18 protein-coding genes and 1 riboswitch are annotated in these 15,964 nt (G+C 33.4%); of the genes, 8 read left to right on the top strand and 10 right to left on the bottom strand.

All coding sequences use genetic code 11. From position 1 onward, the window contains the following. The 3 genes from EV214_RS19000 to EV214_RS17670 form a co-directional block, all read left to right on the top strand. Positions 1-231, top strand: a 231-nt coding sequence (locus tag EV214_RS19000) for a hypothetical protein (protein WP_207669727.1), incomplete at its 5' end; no start/stop codon positions are given. A 399-nt stretch (positions 232-630) separates the two neighbouring features. Further along, on the top strand, positions 631-1,308 hold the full coding sequence (locus tag EV214_RS17675; RefSeq protein WP_132248189.1) for a YetF domain-containing protein: 678 nt from the start codon (positions 631-633) through the stop codon (positions 1,306-1,308). 6 nt (positions 1,309-1,314) lie between these two features. Further along, entirely contained in the window at positions 1,315-1,695 is a 381-nt protein-coding gene (locus EV214_RS17670; RefSeq protein ID WP_132248186.1) for a DUF4363 family protein, read from the top strand. A 164-nt stretch (positions 1,696-1,859) separates the two neighbouring features. On the opposite strand, the gene EV214_RS17665 is transcribed toward EV214_RS17670, so the two are convergent. The 4 genes from EV214_RS17665 to EV214_RS17650 form a co-directional block, all read right to left on the bottom strand. Further along, positions 1,860-2,774, bottom strand: coding sequence for a dihydroorotate dehydrogenase (locus EV214_RS17665; RefSeq protein ID WP_132248184.1), 915 nt, complete (start codon positions 2,772-2,774; stop codon positions 1,860-1,862). Beyond that, entirely contained in the window at positions 2,767-3,537 is a 771-nt protein-coding gene (locus EV214_RS17660) for a dihydroorotate dehydrogenase electron transfer subunit (RefSeq protein ID WP_132248182.1), read from the bottom strand. Before EV214_RS17660 ends, EV214_RS17665 begins: the two co-directional genes overlap by 8 nt. Positions 3,538-3,549: 12 nt before the next feature. Then, the gene (pyrF, locus tag EV214_RS17655; protein ID WP_132248180.1) at positions 3,550-4,494 is read right to left on the bottom strand and encodes an orotidine-5'-phosphate decarboxylase; all 945 of its coding nucleotides are present in this window, start codon (positions 4,492-4,494) and stop codon (positions 3,550-3,552) included. Between the two features lie 188 nt (positions 4,495-4,682). Then, positions 4,683-5,849, bottom strand: coding sequence for a hypothetical protein (locus EV214_RS17650; RefSeq protein WP_132248178.1), 1,167 nt, complete (start codon positions 5,847-5,849; stop codon positions 4,683-4,685). 233 nt (positions 5,850-6,082) lie between these two features. Next, positions 6,083-6,183, top strand: a riboswitch (purine riboswitch). A 125-nt stretch (positions 6,184-6,308) separates the two neighbouring features. Here EV214_RS17650 and guaB point away from each other — a divergent pair. Then, a complete protein-coding gene (guaB, locus tag EV214_RS17645; protein WP_132248176.1) occupies positions 6,309-7,769 on the top strand; it encodes an IMP dehydrogenase in 1,461 nt (486 codons plus the stop codon). Positions 7,770-7,780: 11 nt separating this feature from the next. Further along, complete coding sequence (gene guaA / locus EV214_RS17640; protein WP_132248174.1) at positions 7,781-9,316, top strand: glutamine-hydrolyzing GMP synthase; 1,536 nt, start codon at positions 7,781-7,783, stop codon at positions 9,314-9,316. 418 nt (positions 9,317-9,734) lie between these two features. Here guaA and EV214_RS17635 read toward each other — a convergent pair whose 3' ends face one another. The 6 genes from EV214_RS17635 to EV214_RS17610 all read right to left on the bottom strand — a co-directional run bounded on the left by EV214_RS17635 (position 9,735) and on the right by EV214_RS17610 (position 13,637). Next, positions 9,735-11,576: a nucleoside-diphosphate sugar epimerase/dehydratase gene (locus EV214_RS17635; protein ID WP_132248172.1), complete on the bottom strand. Its 1,842-nt coding sequence runs from the start codon at positions 11,574-11,576 to the stop codon at positions 9,735-9,737. Positions 11,577-11,695: 119 nt separating this feature from the next. Continuing rightward, positions 11,696-12,166: a VanZ family protein gene (locus EV214_RS17630; protein ID WP_132248170.1), complete on the bottom strand. Its 471-nt coding sequence runs from the start codon at positions 12,164-12,166 to the stop codon at positions 11,696-11,698. A 60-nt stretch (positions 12,167-12,226) separates the two neighbouring features. Beyond that, complete coding sequence (locus EV214_RS17625) at positions 12,227-12,553, bottom strand: nucleotidyltransferase domain-containing protein (protein ID WP_132248168.1); 327 nt, start codon at positions 12,551-12,553, stop codon at positions 12,227-12,229. Next, a complete protein-coding gene (locus tag EV214_RS17620; RefSeq protein WP_132248166.1) occupies positions 12,517-12,960 on the bottom strand; it encodes a HEPN domain-containing protein in 444 nt (147 codons plus the stop codon). Before EV214_RS17620 ends, EV214_RS17625 begins: the two co-directional genes overlap by 37 nt. A gap of 181 nt (positions 12,961-13,141) precedes the next feature. Continuing rightward, entirely contained in the window at positions 13,142-13,393 is a 252-nt protein-coding gene (locus tag EV214_RS17615; RefSeq protein WP_132248164.1) for a type II toxin-antitoxin system RelE family toxin, read from the bottom strand. Further along, complete coding sequence (locus tag EV214_RS17610) at positions 13,383-13,637, bottom strand: hypothetical protein (protein ID WP_132248162.1); 255 nt, start codon at positions 13,635-13,637, stop codon at positions 13,383-13,385. Before EV214_RS17610 ends, EV214_RS17615 begins: the two co-directional genes overlap by 11 nt. A 193-nt stretch (positions 13,638-13,830) precedes the next feature. Between EV214_RS17610 and tnpA the strand changes: the two genes are divergently transcribed. The 3 genes from tnpA to tnpC all read left to right on the top strand — a co-directional run bounded on the left by tnpA (position 13,831) and on the right by tnpC (position 15,879). Beyond that, the gene (gene tnpA, locus EV214_RS17605; RefSeq protein ID WP_132248160.1) at positions 13,831-14,172 is read left to right on the top strand and encodes an IS66 family insertion sequence element accessory protein TnpA; all 342 of its coding nucleotides are present in this window, start codon (positions 13,831-13,833) and stop codon (positions 14,170-14,172) included. A gap of 8 nt (positions 14,173-14,180) precedes the next feature. Next, positions 14,181-14,540: an IS66 family insertion sequence element accessory protein TnpB gene (gene tnpB, locus EV214_RS17600; RefSeq protein ID WP_165916458.1), complete on the top strand. Its 360-nt coding sequence runs from the start codon at positions 14,181-14,183 to the stop codon at positions 14,538-14,540. A 181-nt stretch (positions 14,541-14,721) separates the two neighbouring features. Beyond that, positions 14,722-15,879, top strand: coding sequence for an IS66 family transposase (gene tnpC, locus EV214_RS17595; protein ID WP_165916457.1), 1,158 nt, complete (start codon positions 14,722-14,724; stop codon positions 15,877-15,879). Positions 15,880-15,964: the final 85 nt, after the last annotated feature.

Raw genomic sequence — 15,964 nt, 5'->3', positions numbered from 1 at the left:
GTGTTAGGCACGCCGCCAGCGTTCATCCTGAGCCAGGATCAAACTCTTAAAATAAAAAGTTTATCAACTTTTTTATCTCGCCAACAAAGTTATTCACTATCGCTCATAACTTCTGTTGCTCAAAATAAAATTTTTATCAAAATTTTATCTCGCCAACGAAATTATTCACTAGCGTTCATAATTTCCGTTGCTCAAAATAAAAAACTGAAATGCTCATTTTTGTTGCTTTAAGTTCTTAGAACTTATTGTACTTGACTTAAGTCAAGTGCTGGCTTAAATTCTTACACTGTGTAGTTTTCAAAGATCAAAACTTTTTCATCACCGTTTGGCGACTTAATTATCTTATCATCTTTTGTCGAATCTGTCAATAACTTTTTTAAATTTCTTATTTAGCCATTATCAAGTCACATTTTGTTCGTGTTTAATGTTTGGCAGTTGTTAGCGACAAGATCTATATTACCATGTCTATTCCTATAAGTCAATTAGTTTTTTCAACATCGTTATTTTCCAAGAATAAAACAACTTCCATTTGGTCATAATTTAAAAAGTAACTTTGTACGCATTGCGTACTGAATTTACACCAAACGAAAGATTTTAGTGCACTATTTATAAGAGAAAGGACACAAATAAATGATTATTATTTTAATACGTACCCTATTATTATACCTATTTGTTTTATTTTGTCTAAGGCTTATGGGGAAAGGCGAATTAAGTGAAATGCAGCCCTTTGAATTGGTCATTATATTGATGCTTTCTGAACTTGCCTCTCTTCCTATGGAAGATACAGCAATTCCTTTAATAAATGGTTTTGTATCTATTCTTGCTTTATTATTTATACAAGTTCTTATTTCTTATATAAATCTTAAGAGTGAAAAAGCTAGGGTCATGATTTGTGGCAAACCAAGTATATTAATTCATAAAGGAAATATCAACGAAAAAGAACTAAAACGTTTGAGGATTAATATAAATGATTTAGTAGAACAGCTCCGAGTTAAAGACTATTATAATATTGCAGATGTTGCGTTTGCAATTTTAGAAACCAATGGTGATTTGAGCATTATTCCCAAAGCAAATAAACGACCTGTCACTTTAGAAGATCTGCACATCACACCTTCTTACACTGGGCTTCCTCTCTCTTTAATTATTGATGGGCATGTGAATGAAGAAAATCTAAAAAAGATCAATTACTCAAAATCATGGCTTACTTCTCAACTAAAGACAAAAGGAATCAAAAATACAAAAGAAGTTTTATTTTGTTTTGTAGATGCAAATCATGAAATTTATATTCATAAGAAAGATAGGGTGTAATATTTGATGAAAATACTGATTATTACTTTATTATCAATAGTCATTGTCATCGGTGCTTGGTTTTTTCTTTACGAAAACATTGAAAATACTTGTTCTAAATTTATAAACGACTTAACCCATATTGGTCAAAATATTCAAACACTAGATTGGGATAGTGCTTATAGTGAACTGCTAAAAGTCAATGACCATTGGCAACAAACAAGAAAAACTTGGGCTGCATTATTGCCCCATCATGAGATTGATAATATTGATTTAACAATGGCAAAAGCAAGTCAATATGTAAAATCTAAAAACGTCTCATTATCTCTCGGAGAAATCGAAACCTTGAAGAAATTATTTAATATTGTGAAAGAAAACGAAGCACTTACGCTAACAAATGTGTTATAGAAACAAACAGCTCATTTATTTGAATCCTACCAAACAACTTTTCGAGATCTATCAAAAACAAAAGGGATATCTCAAAATATATATTTTGAGATATCCCTTTTAACTCGCGCATTATCAAAATTTACACGCTTTGTATTTCAAATTTCATACAATTCCACGCTAATCTAAAAATCCAACTTTCCTACAAATTCTTTTACGCAAGTATATCCTTTCCTCTCCATATACCCTTCTATCCCTTTTAGAATATCCATTGTCACTTTAGGATTTATAAAATTTGCTGTTCCTACTGATATCGCATCCGCTCCTGCTAGGAAAAATTCAACTGCATCCGCATAATCCATAATACCGCCCATACCGATCACAGGTATATTTACTACTTTAGTCACTTCATACACCATACGAACAGCTACTGGCTTCACTGCAGGTCCTGATAACCCACCACTACCTCTTGCAAGTATTGGCTTTTGTGTTTCAATATCAATCCCCATTCCAATAAGCGTATTAATCAAAGAAATACAATCAGCACCTCCATTTTCTGCAGCAATCCCTATTTCTTTTATATCTGATACATTTGGACTCAATTTCACAATTAAATATTTCCCACAGTTTTCTCTCACACTTTTTGTTACCTTGTACACCATGTCTGGATTTATTCCAAACGCTACCCCACCGCTCTTTACATTTGGACAAGAAATATTAAGTTCTAGTGCATCTACAGAAGTTTTCGATAATATTTCTGCCATCTTGCAATATTCTTCTATCGTATTTCCATTGATATTTGCAATAATTTTGGTATCAAATTGTGAAAGATACGGCAATTCATGCTTTATGAAATATTCGACTCCTGGATTTTGAAGTCCTACACTATTAATCATGCCCATTGGCGTCTCTACAACTCTGGGCGTAGGATTTCCTTGTCTTTCTTCTAGGGTCAACCCCTTTACGGAAATCGCACCAATCTGATTTAAATCCACATATTCAGCATACTCTCTCCCAAATCCAAAGGTTCCTGAAGCAACTGTAACAGGGTTTTTCATTTTAAATCCATTTAAATCTACGCACATATCTATCTTAGTCATGAAAAATCACCTCTTCTCCAGAGAATACAGGCCCATCCTTGCAAGTCCTTACATATTTAACGCCTTTTTCTTCTGCTTTTACCTTACACGTACATACCAAACAGGCCCCTACACCACAAGCCATTCTTTCTTCAATAGATATTTGGGATTTTACTTCATATTTACTACATATCCTCTGTACTTCTTTTAGCATGATCTCTGGCCCACAAGCATACACCATCTCTGCGCTGTTTTCTTTTATAGCTTCTATGAATAACTCCGTAACATATCCTTTATGCCCGAAACTACCATCCTCTGTTGCGACCTTTACATCTCTTACATATTCCTCAAATTCATTTACTAAATAAGGTTCTGTTTTATACCCTAACAAAACCGTCACATCTTTTCCCTCTAATCTTTTTACTAGCTCAAGTAGTGGTGCCGTACCGATTCCTCCACCAATAACAATCACACGCTGCTCTTTTTCATCAATAGTAAAGCCATTTCCAAGAGGGCCTAATACATCTAACATTTCTCCCTTTCTTTTATTACACAAAACAACTGTACCTTTTCCGGATTTCCGAATCACTAGCCCTATACGATCCGTCTCTACATAGCTAATGCTGATAGGTCTTCTTAAAAGTAACGCATCATCACATTTTATATTCAAAAATTGTCCAGCCTTAATATTCTGAAGCATTTCTACTTTTTCTATTTCTATTTTATAAATATTTGATGCAATCTCAATATTTTCTAATACTTTACAAAATAATCGATCTTTCAAATTATCTCCTCCTTACCAGTAGCATTTCTCAACAGTTTCTAATCCTTTATTGATCGCGTCCCTCATCTCTAATGCTTCTTGCCTTGCTGCTTGACCATATTTTTCTGCGGTATAACCTTTTTCACTTTTTTGGTATGCAAATATAATTCCACGAGATGAATTAATAATAGCGCCTAATCCATCCTCATTAAAACAATCTACTATATCCTCTACAGTAGCCCCTTGTGCGCCATATCCTGGCACAAGAAAGTATGATTCTTTCATTAATTTTCTCAAGGTTCTAGATTGTTCTGGATAAGTTGCGCCAACCACAGCACCAACAGAAGCATATCCACATTTTCCAATAGATTGCTGGCTTAAATCATTTACCAAACCAGCAACAACCTCATATATTTTTTTCCCGTTAACTTCTAAGTCTTGGAGTTGCCCTGATCCTTTATTGGATGTTTTCACAAGTACAAACATGCCCTTCTCTTTTTCCTTTATATCTTTCATAAATTCCTCTAAAGTATCCCCACCCATATAAGGATTCACAGTAATGGCATCCACAGCAAATGTCTCATGTATAGTTCCTTCTATATCTATGTTTCCCAAATGAGCATTTGAATAAGCCACAGAAGTGCTTCCAATATCACCTCTTTTAATATCCCCTATAACAAGCATTCCCTTTTCCTTTGCATATTTACAAGTTTTCATATATGCCCTTAATCCTTCTACTCCATATTGTTCATAAAAGGCAATTTGAGGTTTTACTGCTGGTACAAAATCATATACATTGTCTATGATTTCTTTGTTGAATTCCAGTATAGCTTCAGCTGCCGCCTTTATCGTATGCCCACATTCCTTGAAATATTTATTTTTTACACCCTCTGGAATAGATCCAATCCTTGGATCTAAACCCACAACAATATTACATTTTTTATTTTTTATTTCTTTTACTAAAGCATCTATGAACATATCGTACCCTCCCTCTATATATAACAAAAAACCTCCTGCCAGAAGCAAAAGGTCGCAAAATTTTATAACAAATACAGATACCTATTCTTGTATCGTCATATTCCGTCCTTTTCGGCCTCTCTGGACCAAATTAAAGGCTTCATTATTCATTTTTATCATGTTATCACATAATTTTAAGTTCTGTCAACTTATTCTTCATCCAAAAAATCAAATATATTATCATACGCACTATGGACAAACTCATATAAAAGAGAATTGTCTAAATCCATAATTTCTTCTAATTCTATTGATTCTCCAAATATATTTTCTAAGTCATTTTCTATTTTATCTATTTTTTCTTGATCATAGGCTGCTACCACTAATTGATCTGCAGTTGTAATATAATAAATGCCATAAATATCTTCATTTAAATAATATGTTTTACAGTTTACATGTGCATTCGTAGGATTAAACTCCGTATATAAATATCCGAATTCATAACTATTTTTCATTGCATGGGGTTTCTCTTTTTCCAATAGCCCCATCACTTTTCCCATATCTCTTACATCATATACAAGCAGATGTTCTTTTTTTAGTAGCGCAAAGGCTGCTTCTCTACCCGTAATCTTCATAATAGATTTTATTTCCGCCTTTTCTACTTTAACTTTATTTTCTTTATGGATGATTTTTATTTCTGATACGACCATTTTATATTCATCCTCTTCATCAATAAGCGATTCTGTAATATAAGTAAATCCTTGCCCATCTTGGTCCATCTCAATTACATTTTTTAGCAATGTAGATGGTTTGTTTACTAATTTATAATCGATCTCATTATTTAACGATAAATAAGCTATAGCTTCGTCATCCATTCCTACTGATCGCATAATAAAATAATTGATAATCTGAGTAGGTGAATGGATTTCTTCACAAATTTTGCCCCATAATCTTTGCTTTTCCTCTTCTGATAAATTTACATCCTCTTTCAGCATAAAATTATATTCCCATTCTAGATCAGGCAGTGGTGAACCATTTTTTTTATTCTTACATACAAACCTTTGTAGAAGATATTTTGCATCGCTTTCATTTATAGAAACAAAGTCTCCCCCTAATCCACCCATCATTTTTGCAGCGATTGTTCCAAGCTGTTTTCTATCTCCCCCTATGCTACTTTCATAATCATCTAACCCATATTCTTCTGCATCCAAATGGAAAAATTGATGAAAAAGTTGTCCATCTTCTCGTTCCCATGTAATACGAAGTCCTACAACCCCCATTAGTCTCGTATTCGTTACATCTGCCTTTATAAAACGGTACGCCCTATCAATATCTTGATTTTTTGTACCTTTAATTACCTTAAATTTATTTTTGCCCATTTTCATCTCCTTCTACAACTACTGTGTCTACATATATTTTATTATTTCATAAAACTTCTCCATCTATTTTACCACAAATCTCAGAAATTAAAATTCATTAAAAAATACAGGATGTAATAATATCTTCAAGGTTACTCGAATCTTTTCGCCGAAATAAAATAAATTTACTTGTTAGCGCTGTATTTTTGGCATTCGTATTGACAGAATAAGCTATATTTGATACGTTATATAGAAAAATAAATATTGTGCACCCTCATATATATCTAAGAATAAGGCTGGATGTTTCTACAAGATTACCTTAAATAATCTAACTATGAGTGGAATTGTTATACATGAAATGGGAAGAGCTTTATGGATAATCCATGTAATAATTTCACTCTTGAAATATGCATGGATTTTTTTGCATACAATGGAAAAACTATAAAAATAAAGCATAGGCGCATAGAAAGGAAGGGTTATATGGAAGGGAAATTTGTAAAAGAAGGTTTAACCTTCGATGATGTATTATTAGTGCCACAAAAATCAAATGTATTGCCAAAGGATGTAGATACAAAAACAAGCCTCACAAAAAAAATTAAATTAAATATTCCATTAATGAGTGCTGGCATGGATACAGTAACAGAAGCAAAATTAGCCATTGCTATGGCTAGAGAAGGTGGCATCGGCATTATTCATAAGAACATGTCTATTGAAGTACAAGCACTAGAAGTAGACAAGGTAAAAAGGAGCGAACATGGTGTCATTGTAGACCCTTTTTATTTATCACCAGCGCATGTGATTGGGGATGCATTAGAGTTAATGGAAAGATATCATATATCAGGGGTACCTATAACTGATGAAAATAAAAAATTGGTAGGAATCCTTACAAACAGAGATATAAGATTTGAAAATGATATCAATAAAAAAATAGCAGATGCCATGACAAAAGAAAATCTTGTTACAGCAAGAGAAGGGATCTCTATGGATGAAGCTGAAAAGGTACTAAAAAGCAGAAAAATAGAAAAGCTTCCTATTGTAGATGATGAAGGATACTTAAAGGGTCTGATTACAATAAAGGATATTGAAAAGGCAATACAATATCCAAATTCAGCAAAAGATGCGCGTGGAAGATTATTGGTAGGCGCTGCTATTGGTATTACAGGAGATATGCTTAAGCGAGCAGAAGCACTCATAAAATCTGGTGTAGATGTAATTGTTATCGATACGGCGCATGGTCATTCGCAAGGGGTAATCGATGCAGTTAAGAAAATGAAATCCGTTTTCGCTGATACACAACTGATTGTAGGAAATGTGGCAACAGGTGAGGCGACAGAGGAATTAATAATTGCTGGAGCAGATGCTGTAAAAGTAGGAATAGGACCTGGTTCTATTTGTACAACGCGCGTAGTTGCAGGGATTGGGATACCGCAAATTACAGCTGTATATGATTGTGCATGTGTTGCGAAAAAATATGATATTCCAATTATTGCTGATGGGGGCATTAAATATTCAGGAGATATTCCAAAAGCAATTGCTGCTGGGGCAGATGTTTGTATGATGGGTTCATTATTTGCTGGAACTGAAGAAAGTCCAGGGGAGACTGTAATCTATAAAGGAAGAAACTTTAAAACATATAGAGGAATGGGCTCTATGAGCGCAATGGCTGCAGGAAGTAAAGATCGATACTTCCAAGAAGATGCTAAAAAGCTAGTACCAGAGGGCGTAGAAGGAATGGTTCCATACAGAGGGAAATTAAAAGATATTATCTATCAAATGGTTGGAGGACTAAGAGCTGGAATGGGCTATTGCGGAACAGCTACGATAAAAGACCTAAGAGATAATGGAAAGTTCGTTAAAATTACAGCGGCTTCTCTTCAAGAAAGTCATCCACATGATATTAGTATTACAAAAGAAGCACCAAATTATAGTGTAAGAGGTTAAAGGAGGAAGCTATGAAAAACCATGAATTAGTACTTGTTATAGATTTTGGTGGACAATACAAGGAGTTAATTGCAAGACGTGTAAGAGAAAAAAATGTATATTGCGAGGTCGTTTCTTATAAGACACCAATAGATAAAATCAAAGAGAAAAATCCAAAGGGAATTATCTTCACAGGAGGACCTGCAAGTGCGTACGTTGAAAATGCACCAACGATTGGAAAAGAAATATTTGAACTAGGTATTCCTATACTTGGAATCTGCTATGGTGGACAATTAATGGCCCATCTATTTGGTGGGAAAGTAACCAAAGCAAAAACAAGAGAATACGGAAGAGTAGAATTAAATATAAAAAATGGTGAAGACATATTTGTTGATCTTAAGAACCATTCAAAATGGTGGATGAGTCATACGGATTATATAGAAGTAGCACCTGTTGGCTTTGAAATTACAGCGACAACAGATCATTGCCCAGTAGCAGCTATGAAAAATTGCGAAAAGAAATTATATGCAGTCCAATTCCATCCTGAAGTAGAGCATTCTGAATATGGAAGAGAAATGATTAAGAACTTCCTATATGAGGTATGTGGATGTAGTGGAGATTGGGATATGCATAATTTTACAGAAGCTAGTATTAAGGAAATCAAAGAAAAGGTAGGAGACAAAACCGTATTATGTGCCTTATCAGGCGGGGTAGATTCATCTGTTGCAGCAGTGATGGTCCATGAAGCAATCGGAGATCAATTAACATGTATCTTTGTAGACCATGGACTTCTTAGAAAAGATGAAGGCGATCAAGTAGAAAAACTTTTTAAAGAAAAGTTCCATATGAAATTAATAAGAGTCAATGCACAAGAAAGATTTCTAGGAAAACTAAAAGGGGTAACAGATCCTGAGACAAAAAGAAAGATTATTGGAGAAGAATTTATTCGTGTATTTGAAGAAGAATCAAATAAACTTGGAAAAATGGACTATCTTGTACAAGGAACGGTTTATCCAGATGTAATTGAGAGTGGAACAGATACAGCATCGGTTATTAAAAGTCATCACAATGTAGGTGGACTTCCAGAAGATATAGAATTTTCTTTAATTGAGCCACTAAGACAATTGTTCAAAGATGAGGTAAGAAAAGTTGGAGAAGAATTAGGAATTCCAGAAGAAGTTGTGTGGAGACAACCTTTCCCCGGACCAGGACTAGCTATTAGGGTTCTTGGTGAGATTACAGAAGATAAGCTTCATATTGTAAGAGAATCAGATGCTATTCTTAGAGATGAGATTAGAAAAGCAAATCTTCATAGAGAAATATGGCAGTACTTCACAGCGCTACCTAATATCAAAAGTGTTGGGGTGATGGGGGATGAAAGAACCTATAGCCATACAGTAGCATTAAGAGCAGTAACAAGTAGCGATGGTATGACGAGTGATTGGGCAAGAATCCCTTATGAAGTACTTGAGAAGATTTCAAATCGAATTGTAAATGAAGTAGACAATGTAAATCGAATTGTTTACGATATTACGAGTAAGCCACCTTCAACGATTGAGTGGGAGTAGGAGTTATAGGTAATTATGATGCATATCTAGCATTTATATGCTCATAGTTACCTATTTTTTATCTTTTTATATCTCTAAGATCTCCTTTCGTTTTTGGCCACTGAAACTTCATATTTTCTACTAAATTTCTTGTAGTAAGTACAATCCTTTTCCATCCCATCTTAATGCTTTGATAATGGATACTCAACTTTGTAATAATAAGATCGAAGTCAAAATAGGGCAAACCACTCTTCTAATAGATAAATTATTTGATGAGGAAATTATTTTAAACAAACCGTTCCTTATACTGTTTATTATACTATACCCACCCACATATCATAACAAAAACAACACAAGCCTTGAATACACATGGCATATTCAAGGCTTATCATTTTATCTTTCTTATTCTTTTATATTCACTTTCCCCTTCAAAAGTTTTCTAACTTGTCCTCGTATAAGTCGGTACCATATGCTCAATATAATCTTTTATATCCTCGCCATCACCCATGACAATTTCTCTTAATCTATTAATTTCTGTCATCAAAACCTTATAATCCATAAATATCGGCTGTCCAATAAAGATTTTTGCGTGTCTTGTTTCTTGTAACCCTTCTTCATCCATTAACAATTCTTCATAGAGTTTTTCTCCAGGTCTTAATCCTGTAATCTCAATATCTATATCCACATAAGGCTCAAAGCCTGATAAACGCATCAAATTTTCTGCTAATTCTATAATCTTTACAGGCTCACCCATGTCCAAAACAAAAATCTCTCCGCCCTTTGCCATCGCCCCAGCTTGAATTACCAATTGGGCTGCTTCTGGTATTGTCATAAAAAAGCGCGTAATATCAGCGTGGGTAACTGTCACTGGACCACCCTTTGCAATTTGATTTCTAAACAATGGAATAACACTTCCATTACTTCCCAAAACATTTCCAAACCTTACAGCAACAAATTCTGTCTTGCTTTTCCTACTTATCGATTGGACAATCATCTCCGTAATACGCTTCGTTGCTCCCATTACATTTGTAGGATTCACAGCTTTATCCGTAGAGATCAAAACAAATTTTTCTACGCCATATGTATCTGCACATTCTGCTACATTCAATGTTCCAAACACATTATTCTTTATAGCTTCCTGAGGACTTGCTTCCATCAACGGAACATGCTTGTGTGCTGCTGCATGAAACACGACATTCGGTTTATAATTTAAAAATATTTCTTCAATTCTTTTTCGATCCCTTACAGATGCGATCAACACTTCAAGATTTAATTCTGGATAATTTCTTAAAAGCTCATTTTGAATATCATAAGCATTGTTTTCATATATATCTAAAATCAATAGTTTCTTAGGATTGAAGGTAGCAATTTGTCTAGATAATTCCGAACCAATAGATCCACCCCCACCCGTTACTACAACTGTTTTATTTTGTATATATCCGCTTATTTCTTCTAAATCCACCTTTACTGGCTCTCTTCCTAGTATATCTTCTATATCTACATCTCTAATTTTTTTAATGCTTACTTGTCCATCAATCAATTCATAAATCCCTGGAACCATCTTTAGCTTACATTTAGTTTTACTACACTCTTCGAAAATCTCTTTTATTTCTTTCCTTGAAGATGATGGTATGGCAATAATAATCTCATCAATTTTTTTTCTTTCTGCCATTTTCCTTATATGATATCTATCTCCTAAAACAGGTATCCCATTTATTTTTTTACCAGCTTTTGAATCATCATCATCTATTACTGCAATTGGTATACTGTTTAATTCTTCATGATTCTTTAATTCCTGTATCACCATCGCACCAGCTTGACCAGCGCCTATAATCATCACTCTTTTAAAATTTTTATTACTGCCTACCCCATTGTTTCTTATTCTTCTTGCGGCTCTATAGCTAAATCGAATACCCCCTATTAGTATAATATCTAACATAAAGGTTAAAATATAAATACTACGTGGTAAATGGTGTTGCATGATCACTGTATAGCTAAGCGTAGCTGCCGTAGATACAAAAGATGTTGCAACGATTTGCATTAATTCTTCTATACTCGCATATTTCCATAGACTATTATACATCCCAAAAAAATAAAATACGATTAGCTTAATCAATGTAAAAGTCAATATATTTTGTACATATACATTGAAATAATTAACAGATTGTGCGCCATTCATAAAATTGCTATCAAATCTCAATAAAAATGCTAGTACAAAAGCTACATTAATTGCTAAACTATCCGCAAACAAAAGTAAAACATTATAAATTTTTTTACGCATATTATTCACTCCAAAATAAATGCTCTATTTTTACTAGAGCACTTTATGTTTATTTATAATGTAAATATATCATAGTTGATTGTAAAATAAAAGCGTAAAATCACCTACTGATAAAATCTTCATGTTCTGATCATGACCTTTTTCTTTATTCTGCTCATTCCTAAATGCACCAAAGTTCCAACACTCGCCCCAGCACTATCAATCAATACATCCTTCACACCTGGTCCTCTACCAGGGACAAAGAGCTGATGCACTTCATCTGATATGGCATAGAGGATACAAATCAATAAAACTAAAACCACACTCTTATACCCATATCTTCCACTTCTCCTCATAGCATTCATAACAAATATACCAAGCGCAAGGTACGCAAAGAAGTGGGCATTTTTTCTCACAATATGATTGAACCTACTTATATCAAAATCCACTCTAGGCTCAACCTTCTCAACTGTTTTTATAACAATCTCCGTTATTCCCTTGCTTAGCTTGTCAGACTCATCTGCTACTTGGGATGATAGGTTAAAAATCAAGAACATCCAAAGGATAACTGCTATCCAAGAAATTAGAACTATTATATGTTTTCTATTCATTTATTATCTATTCCTCTTTCAATAAGCTAATATGTTAAGGGACAGGCACCATTTATGTTTTTAATTCAATTTTTCTATCTCTATACCAGTATTAATTATTTCCTCAACAATTCCTAATGGATTTTTGTAATCATCTAGTGTAAACGCCTGAGGTTCTAAGTCTATATCATAATCAGATGCTTCCATAAGCAAATATATAATCCCATCTACTCGACTCATATTTTTAAAGTAATCTGAAAAAACAGCCAAATCTATGTCACTATCATTTCTAAAATTTCCTTTTGCATATGAACCAAACACAATTACCTTCTGTATAGGAATTTGTTTTGATATTTTCTTTATATAATCTTCTATGATCTGCTGAATTGATTTAGGGATTGAACCCATAAAAACACCTCCTCAGATTTTTGAAATGTATCTAATGCAATCTCTTTAGTAACTTCGTTTCCAACCTTTTCTTTATAAGATGGATACCTTTCAGATATATAGTAAGCCAATAGCTTCATGAAAATAGGCTTATATTTTTTTAATTTATTATCAAACTCTTCATCTAAAACTAAATTTTTATATTCTTCTTTCAAGAAAACAGACTTGAAAACTATCCATATATTATGAGTTCTAGGTGCTTCATTCCCTGTATATAATACATGTATACCTTTAACTATTTTTTCAACTGCTTGCTGACACATAAAAACTACATACAAATATCTTCCTGCATTTAACATGGCTTTTGCAGTATCTAAATCATACTTTGCGATATGTTCCCAATGATCATACTTTTCCCTATTATTCATAAATAAATCACTTCCTCTATATTCATATTATATCAAAATATATAATAAAGTAGTAATTTATTTCCCTACAGATTGCAGTAATATTATTTTCTATGTAACAAAATCACCATTTTGTTCTCTTTATTTTAAATTTTCAGAATATTTAACAAGTTATTAAGTTAAGGGACCGGCACCAGAGCTTTTAGTTATATATCTGCCCTCTATTTCCAACATCAATTACAATAATTATTAGTTTATCATCATTCTTTTCAAACAAAACTCTAAAATGCCCAACTCTTAATCTATATATATCATCTATACCTTTTAATTTCTTAATATCGCCTTTCGGTAATTTAAATATTGCTTTAATAATTCTTTTTTGAGTATTAAAATCTCGCTTTTTTATGAATTTTTCAGCTTTTTTAGTAAGATTAATCTTATAATTATTCTCCATCTAAATTTAACTCTCTAATTAAATTTTCTAAAGGAACTAAATCTTCTTCTGATTTTTTATATTCTTTGCATGTTTTTATTTCTTCAGCATCAGGTTCATCTTCTTCAATACTAGCCCATCCCTTTTGAAATTCTTTTTGCTTCTTCTGCTTCAAATATTCATAGAAATCCAATACTTCTGCCAAAACTTGTGTATCCTGTTCTTCACTCAATTTCCGAATTACTTCTTTAGCTAATGGACTCATTTAATCACCCCTTATTTACTACTATAATATAATTATATCACATACTTCATTCCATTAAACATTATTTTTTATTCAAAGACACTATCAAAACAAATCATCATCGTAAGCGATGGAACAAATAGCGTAGTGCAAAACCCTCTTGATAATGGTATCTTTGTAACTGTAAAGAATACCATTATCAGGAGGGTTTTAAATGGCAAAAAACTCTGCTCTAGCAGAAGAGTGGGCTAAACGAATTGAAGACTGCCGCAAAAGTGGCATGAGCATAAATGCTTGGTGCAAGCAACATGGTTTAAAAGACAGTACCTATCACTACTGGGTAAAACGATTGAAAATATTTCATAATCCAAACACAGTAGAATCGCAACAGTTTGCAGAAGTAGTACTTGAGCCAGTAAATAATAGGAAATCTTTTGTTGCACCAGCTACAGATTACAGATTATCTTTAAACTGTGGAGATTATTCCATAGGCATAGCTGATAATTTCAATCCTTGCACACTGACAGAACTATTAAATGTTCTGCAAAAGCTATGATTTCGCATATGGCCGATGGTGTAGAACATATTTATGTTTCACTTGGCTATACTGATTTTCGAAGACAAATTAACGGACTATCTTCCATGGTAGCCCTTCAATTGAAAATGGACCCTTATTCAGGAAAGAGCTTGTTTCTATTCTGTAATAAAAGGCATACAGCTATCAAAGCGTTAAGATGGGATGGAAATGGATTTGTGCTTGCTACAAAAAATCTAGTAGAAAATATGAAATTTCAATGGCCAAAAACGAAAGGAGAGCTTAGGAATATCAATAAACAAGAATTGCGTTGGCTTTTAGAAGGCCTTCAAATAGATCAGAAAAAAGCCCATGCTAAAAATGTAGACGCATCATCTTCTGTATTCTAAAAATACTTATCCGATAAAAAGATATTTTATACCACCTATTTCTCAATAAAAAAGTCTTATATTCTCTCATCTTTTCATTATAAACACTCGTACTTTTTCTCGTCTAAAATTGCTATTCGTGTTGAAATTACAACGTTTTCGTGGTATAATAGAAGTATCTTTTAAAAGGGGATATATGATTATGCAGACAGCTTTAGCCAGGGAAATTTCTATCTTAAAAAAGTCTGAAAAAAGACTTCGTCATGAAAATGAAATACAACAAAAACACATCGAAATTTTAGAGCGTAATATAGAAGCACTTACGCAGGCACTTTTGCAAGCTTCAAAACAACGATTTGGGGCATCAAGTGAGAAAACTGTTTTAAGTGATCAGCTCTATATTTTTGATGAAATAGAAAGTATCCAACCTGAAATAAACTGTGATACTACTACTGAAATGCTCCCCGTAAAAGCGCATGCTAGACTGAAACGCAAAATTGGTGATAAAGAACGCCTCATAAAAGATTTACCTCGTGAGGTAGTGGAATGCATCATAGATCCAAAAGATGCCCTATGTGATATTTGCAATTCTTCACTATCTATAATAGGAAAGAAAAAAGTACGTAGTGAAATAGAATTTATTCCTGCAAGAGTAAAGGTTACAGAATATGTACAACATATTTATAAATGTAGTAATTGTGGAACGAGTGATGAATACCCGGATGCAGTTATCAAAAAAGCTGCTGTCCCTAAGCCCGTTATGAAACGTTCCCTTGCTTCGCCAACTTCTGTAGCATGGATTATGTATCAGAAATATATGTTAGCAGTGCCTCTTTACAGACAAGAAAAAGAATGGATGCGCATGGGCATTGCTTTATCTCGAGCAAATATGTCAAACTGGGTAATACAGTGTGCTTTTCTTTGGTTAAAGCCATTGTATGAAAGGATGAAAGAGAAGTTAGTCACTTATGAAATCATTATGAGTGATGAAACTACCCATCAGTGTAATAAAGAAAAAGGGCGAAAAGCCTCGAGCAAATCTTATTTTTGGATGCATAGAAACGGTGAATGTGAAGGAAACCCCATTATACTGTTTGAATATACTCCTACCCGTTCAGGGGAACATGCTAGAAAATTCTTAGAAAATTTTTCTGGATATCTTGTTTCGGATGCTTACGCAGGATATGAAAAAGTAACCAATATAAAGAGATGTTTATGTTGGGCCCCTCTAAGAAGGTATTATCTAGAAGCAATTCCAATAGACAGCAGAAAAAAAGAGATTCCAGGTTCTGCAGGTGCAAAAGGAAGAGCTTACTGTGATAAATTATTTTCACTAGAGCGAAAATGGAAAAATGGATAGGTTACAATTAATTAGACAGATATTTTAAGGTCATGTACAATAAATTTATTAAGACAAAGGAGAATAACCATGACCGATTCAAACA

This window comes from Marinisporobacter balticus, from assembly GCF_004345705.1.
GTDB classification, from domain to species: Bacteria; Bacillota; Clostridia; order Peptostreptococcales; family Thermotaleaceae; genus Marinisporobacter; species Marinisporobacter balticus.
This window is presented reverse-complemented; position numbering and strand designations above follow the sequence as displayed.

What these genes read in the sequence shown, in the direction of transcription:
- EV214_RS17650 (WP_132248178.1), bottom strand. Translation starts at nt 5,849, where the DNA reads ATGGGCAAAAATAAATTTAAGGTAATTAAAGGTACAAAAAATCAAGAT.
- guaA (WP_132248174.1), top strand. Translation starts at nt 7,781, where the DNA reads ATGAAAAACCATGAATTAGTACTTGTTATAGATTTTGGTGGACAATAC.
- EV214_RS17630 (WP_132248170.1), bottom strand. Translation starts at nt 12,166, where the DNA reads ATGAATAGAAAACATATAATAGTTCTAATTTCTTGGATAGCAGTTATC.
- tnpC (WP_165916457.1), top strand. Translation starts at nt 14,722, where the DNA reads ATGCAGACAGCTTTAGCCAGGGAAATTTCTATCTTAAAAAAGTCTGAA.
- pyrF (WP_132248180.1), bottom strand. Translation starts at nt 4,494, where the DNA reads ATGTTCATAGATGCTTTAGTAAAAGAAATAAAAAATAAAAAATGTAAT.
- EV214_RS17675 (WP_132248189.1), top strand. Translation starts at nt 631, where the DNA reads ATGATTATTATTTTAATACGTACCCTATTATTATACCTATTTGTTTTA.
- tnpB (WP_165916458.1), top strand. Translation starts at nt 14,181, where the DNA reads ATGGCCGATGGTGTAGAACATATTTATGTTTCACTTGGCTATACTGAT.
- EV214_RS17610 (WP_132248162.1), bottom strand. Translation starts at nt 13,637, where the DNA reads ATGAGTCCATTAGCTAAAGAAGTAATTCGGAAATTGAGTGAAGAACAG.
- EV214_RS17670 (WP_132248186.1), top strand. Translation starts at nt 1,315, where the DNA reads ATGAAAATACTGATTATTACTTTATTATCAATAGTCATTGTCATCGGT.
- EV214_RS17615 (WP_132248164.1), bottom strand. Translation starts at nt 13,393, where the DNA reads ATGGAGAATAATTATAAGATTAATCTTACTAAAAAAGCTGAAAAATTC.
- EV214_RS17620 (WP_132248166.1), bottom strand. Translation starts at nt 12,960, where the DNA reads ATGAATAATAGGGAAAAGTATGATCATTGGGAACATATCGCAAAGTAT.
- EV214_RS17635 (WP_132248172.1), bottom strand. Translation starts at nt 11,576, where the DNA reads ATGCGTAAAAAAATTTATAATGTTTTACTTTTGTTTGCGGATAGTTTA.
- EV214_RS17625 (WP_132248168.1), bottom strand. Translation starts at nt 12,553, where the DNA reads ATGGGTTCAATCCCTAAATCAATTCAGCAGATCATAGAAGATTATATA.
- guaB (WP_132248176.1), top strand. Translation starts at nt 6,309, where the DNA reads ATGGAAGGGAAATTTGTAAAAGAAGGTTTAACCTTCGATGATGTATTA.
- tnpA (WP_132248160.1), top strand. Translation starts at nt 13,831, where the DNA reads ATGGCAAAAAACTCTGCTCTAGCAGAAGAGTGGGCTAAACGAATTGAA.
- EV214_RS17665 (WP_132248184.1), bottom strand. Translation starts at nt 2,774, where the DNA reads ATGACTAAGATAGATATGTGCGTAGATTTAAATGGATTTAAAATGAAA.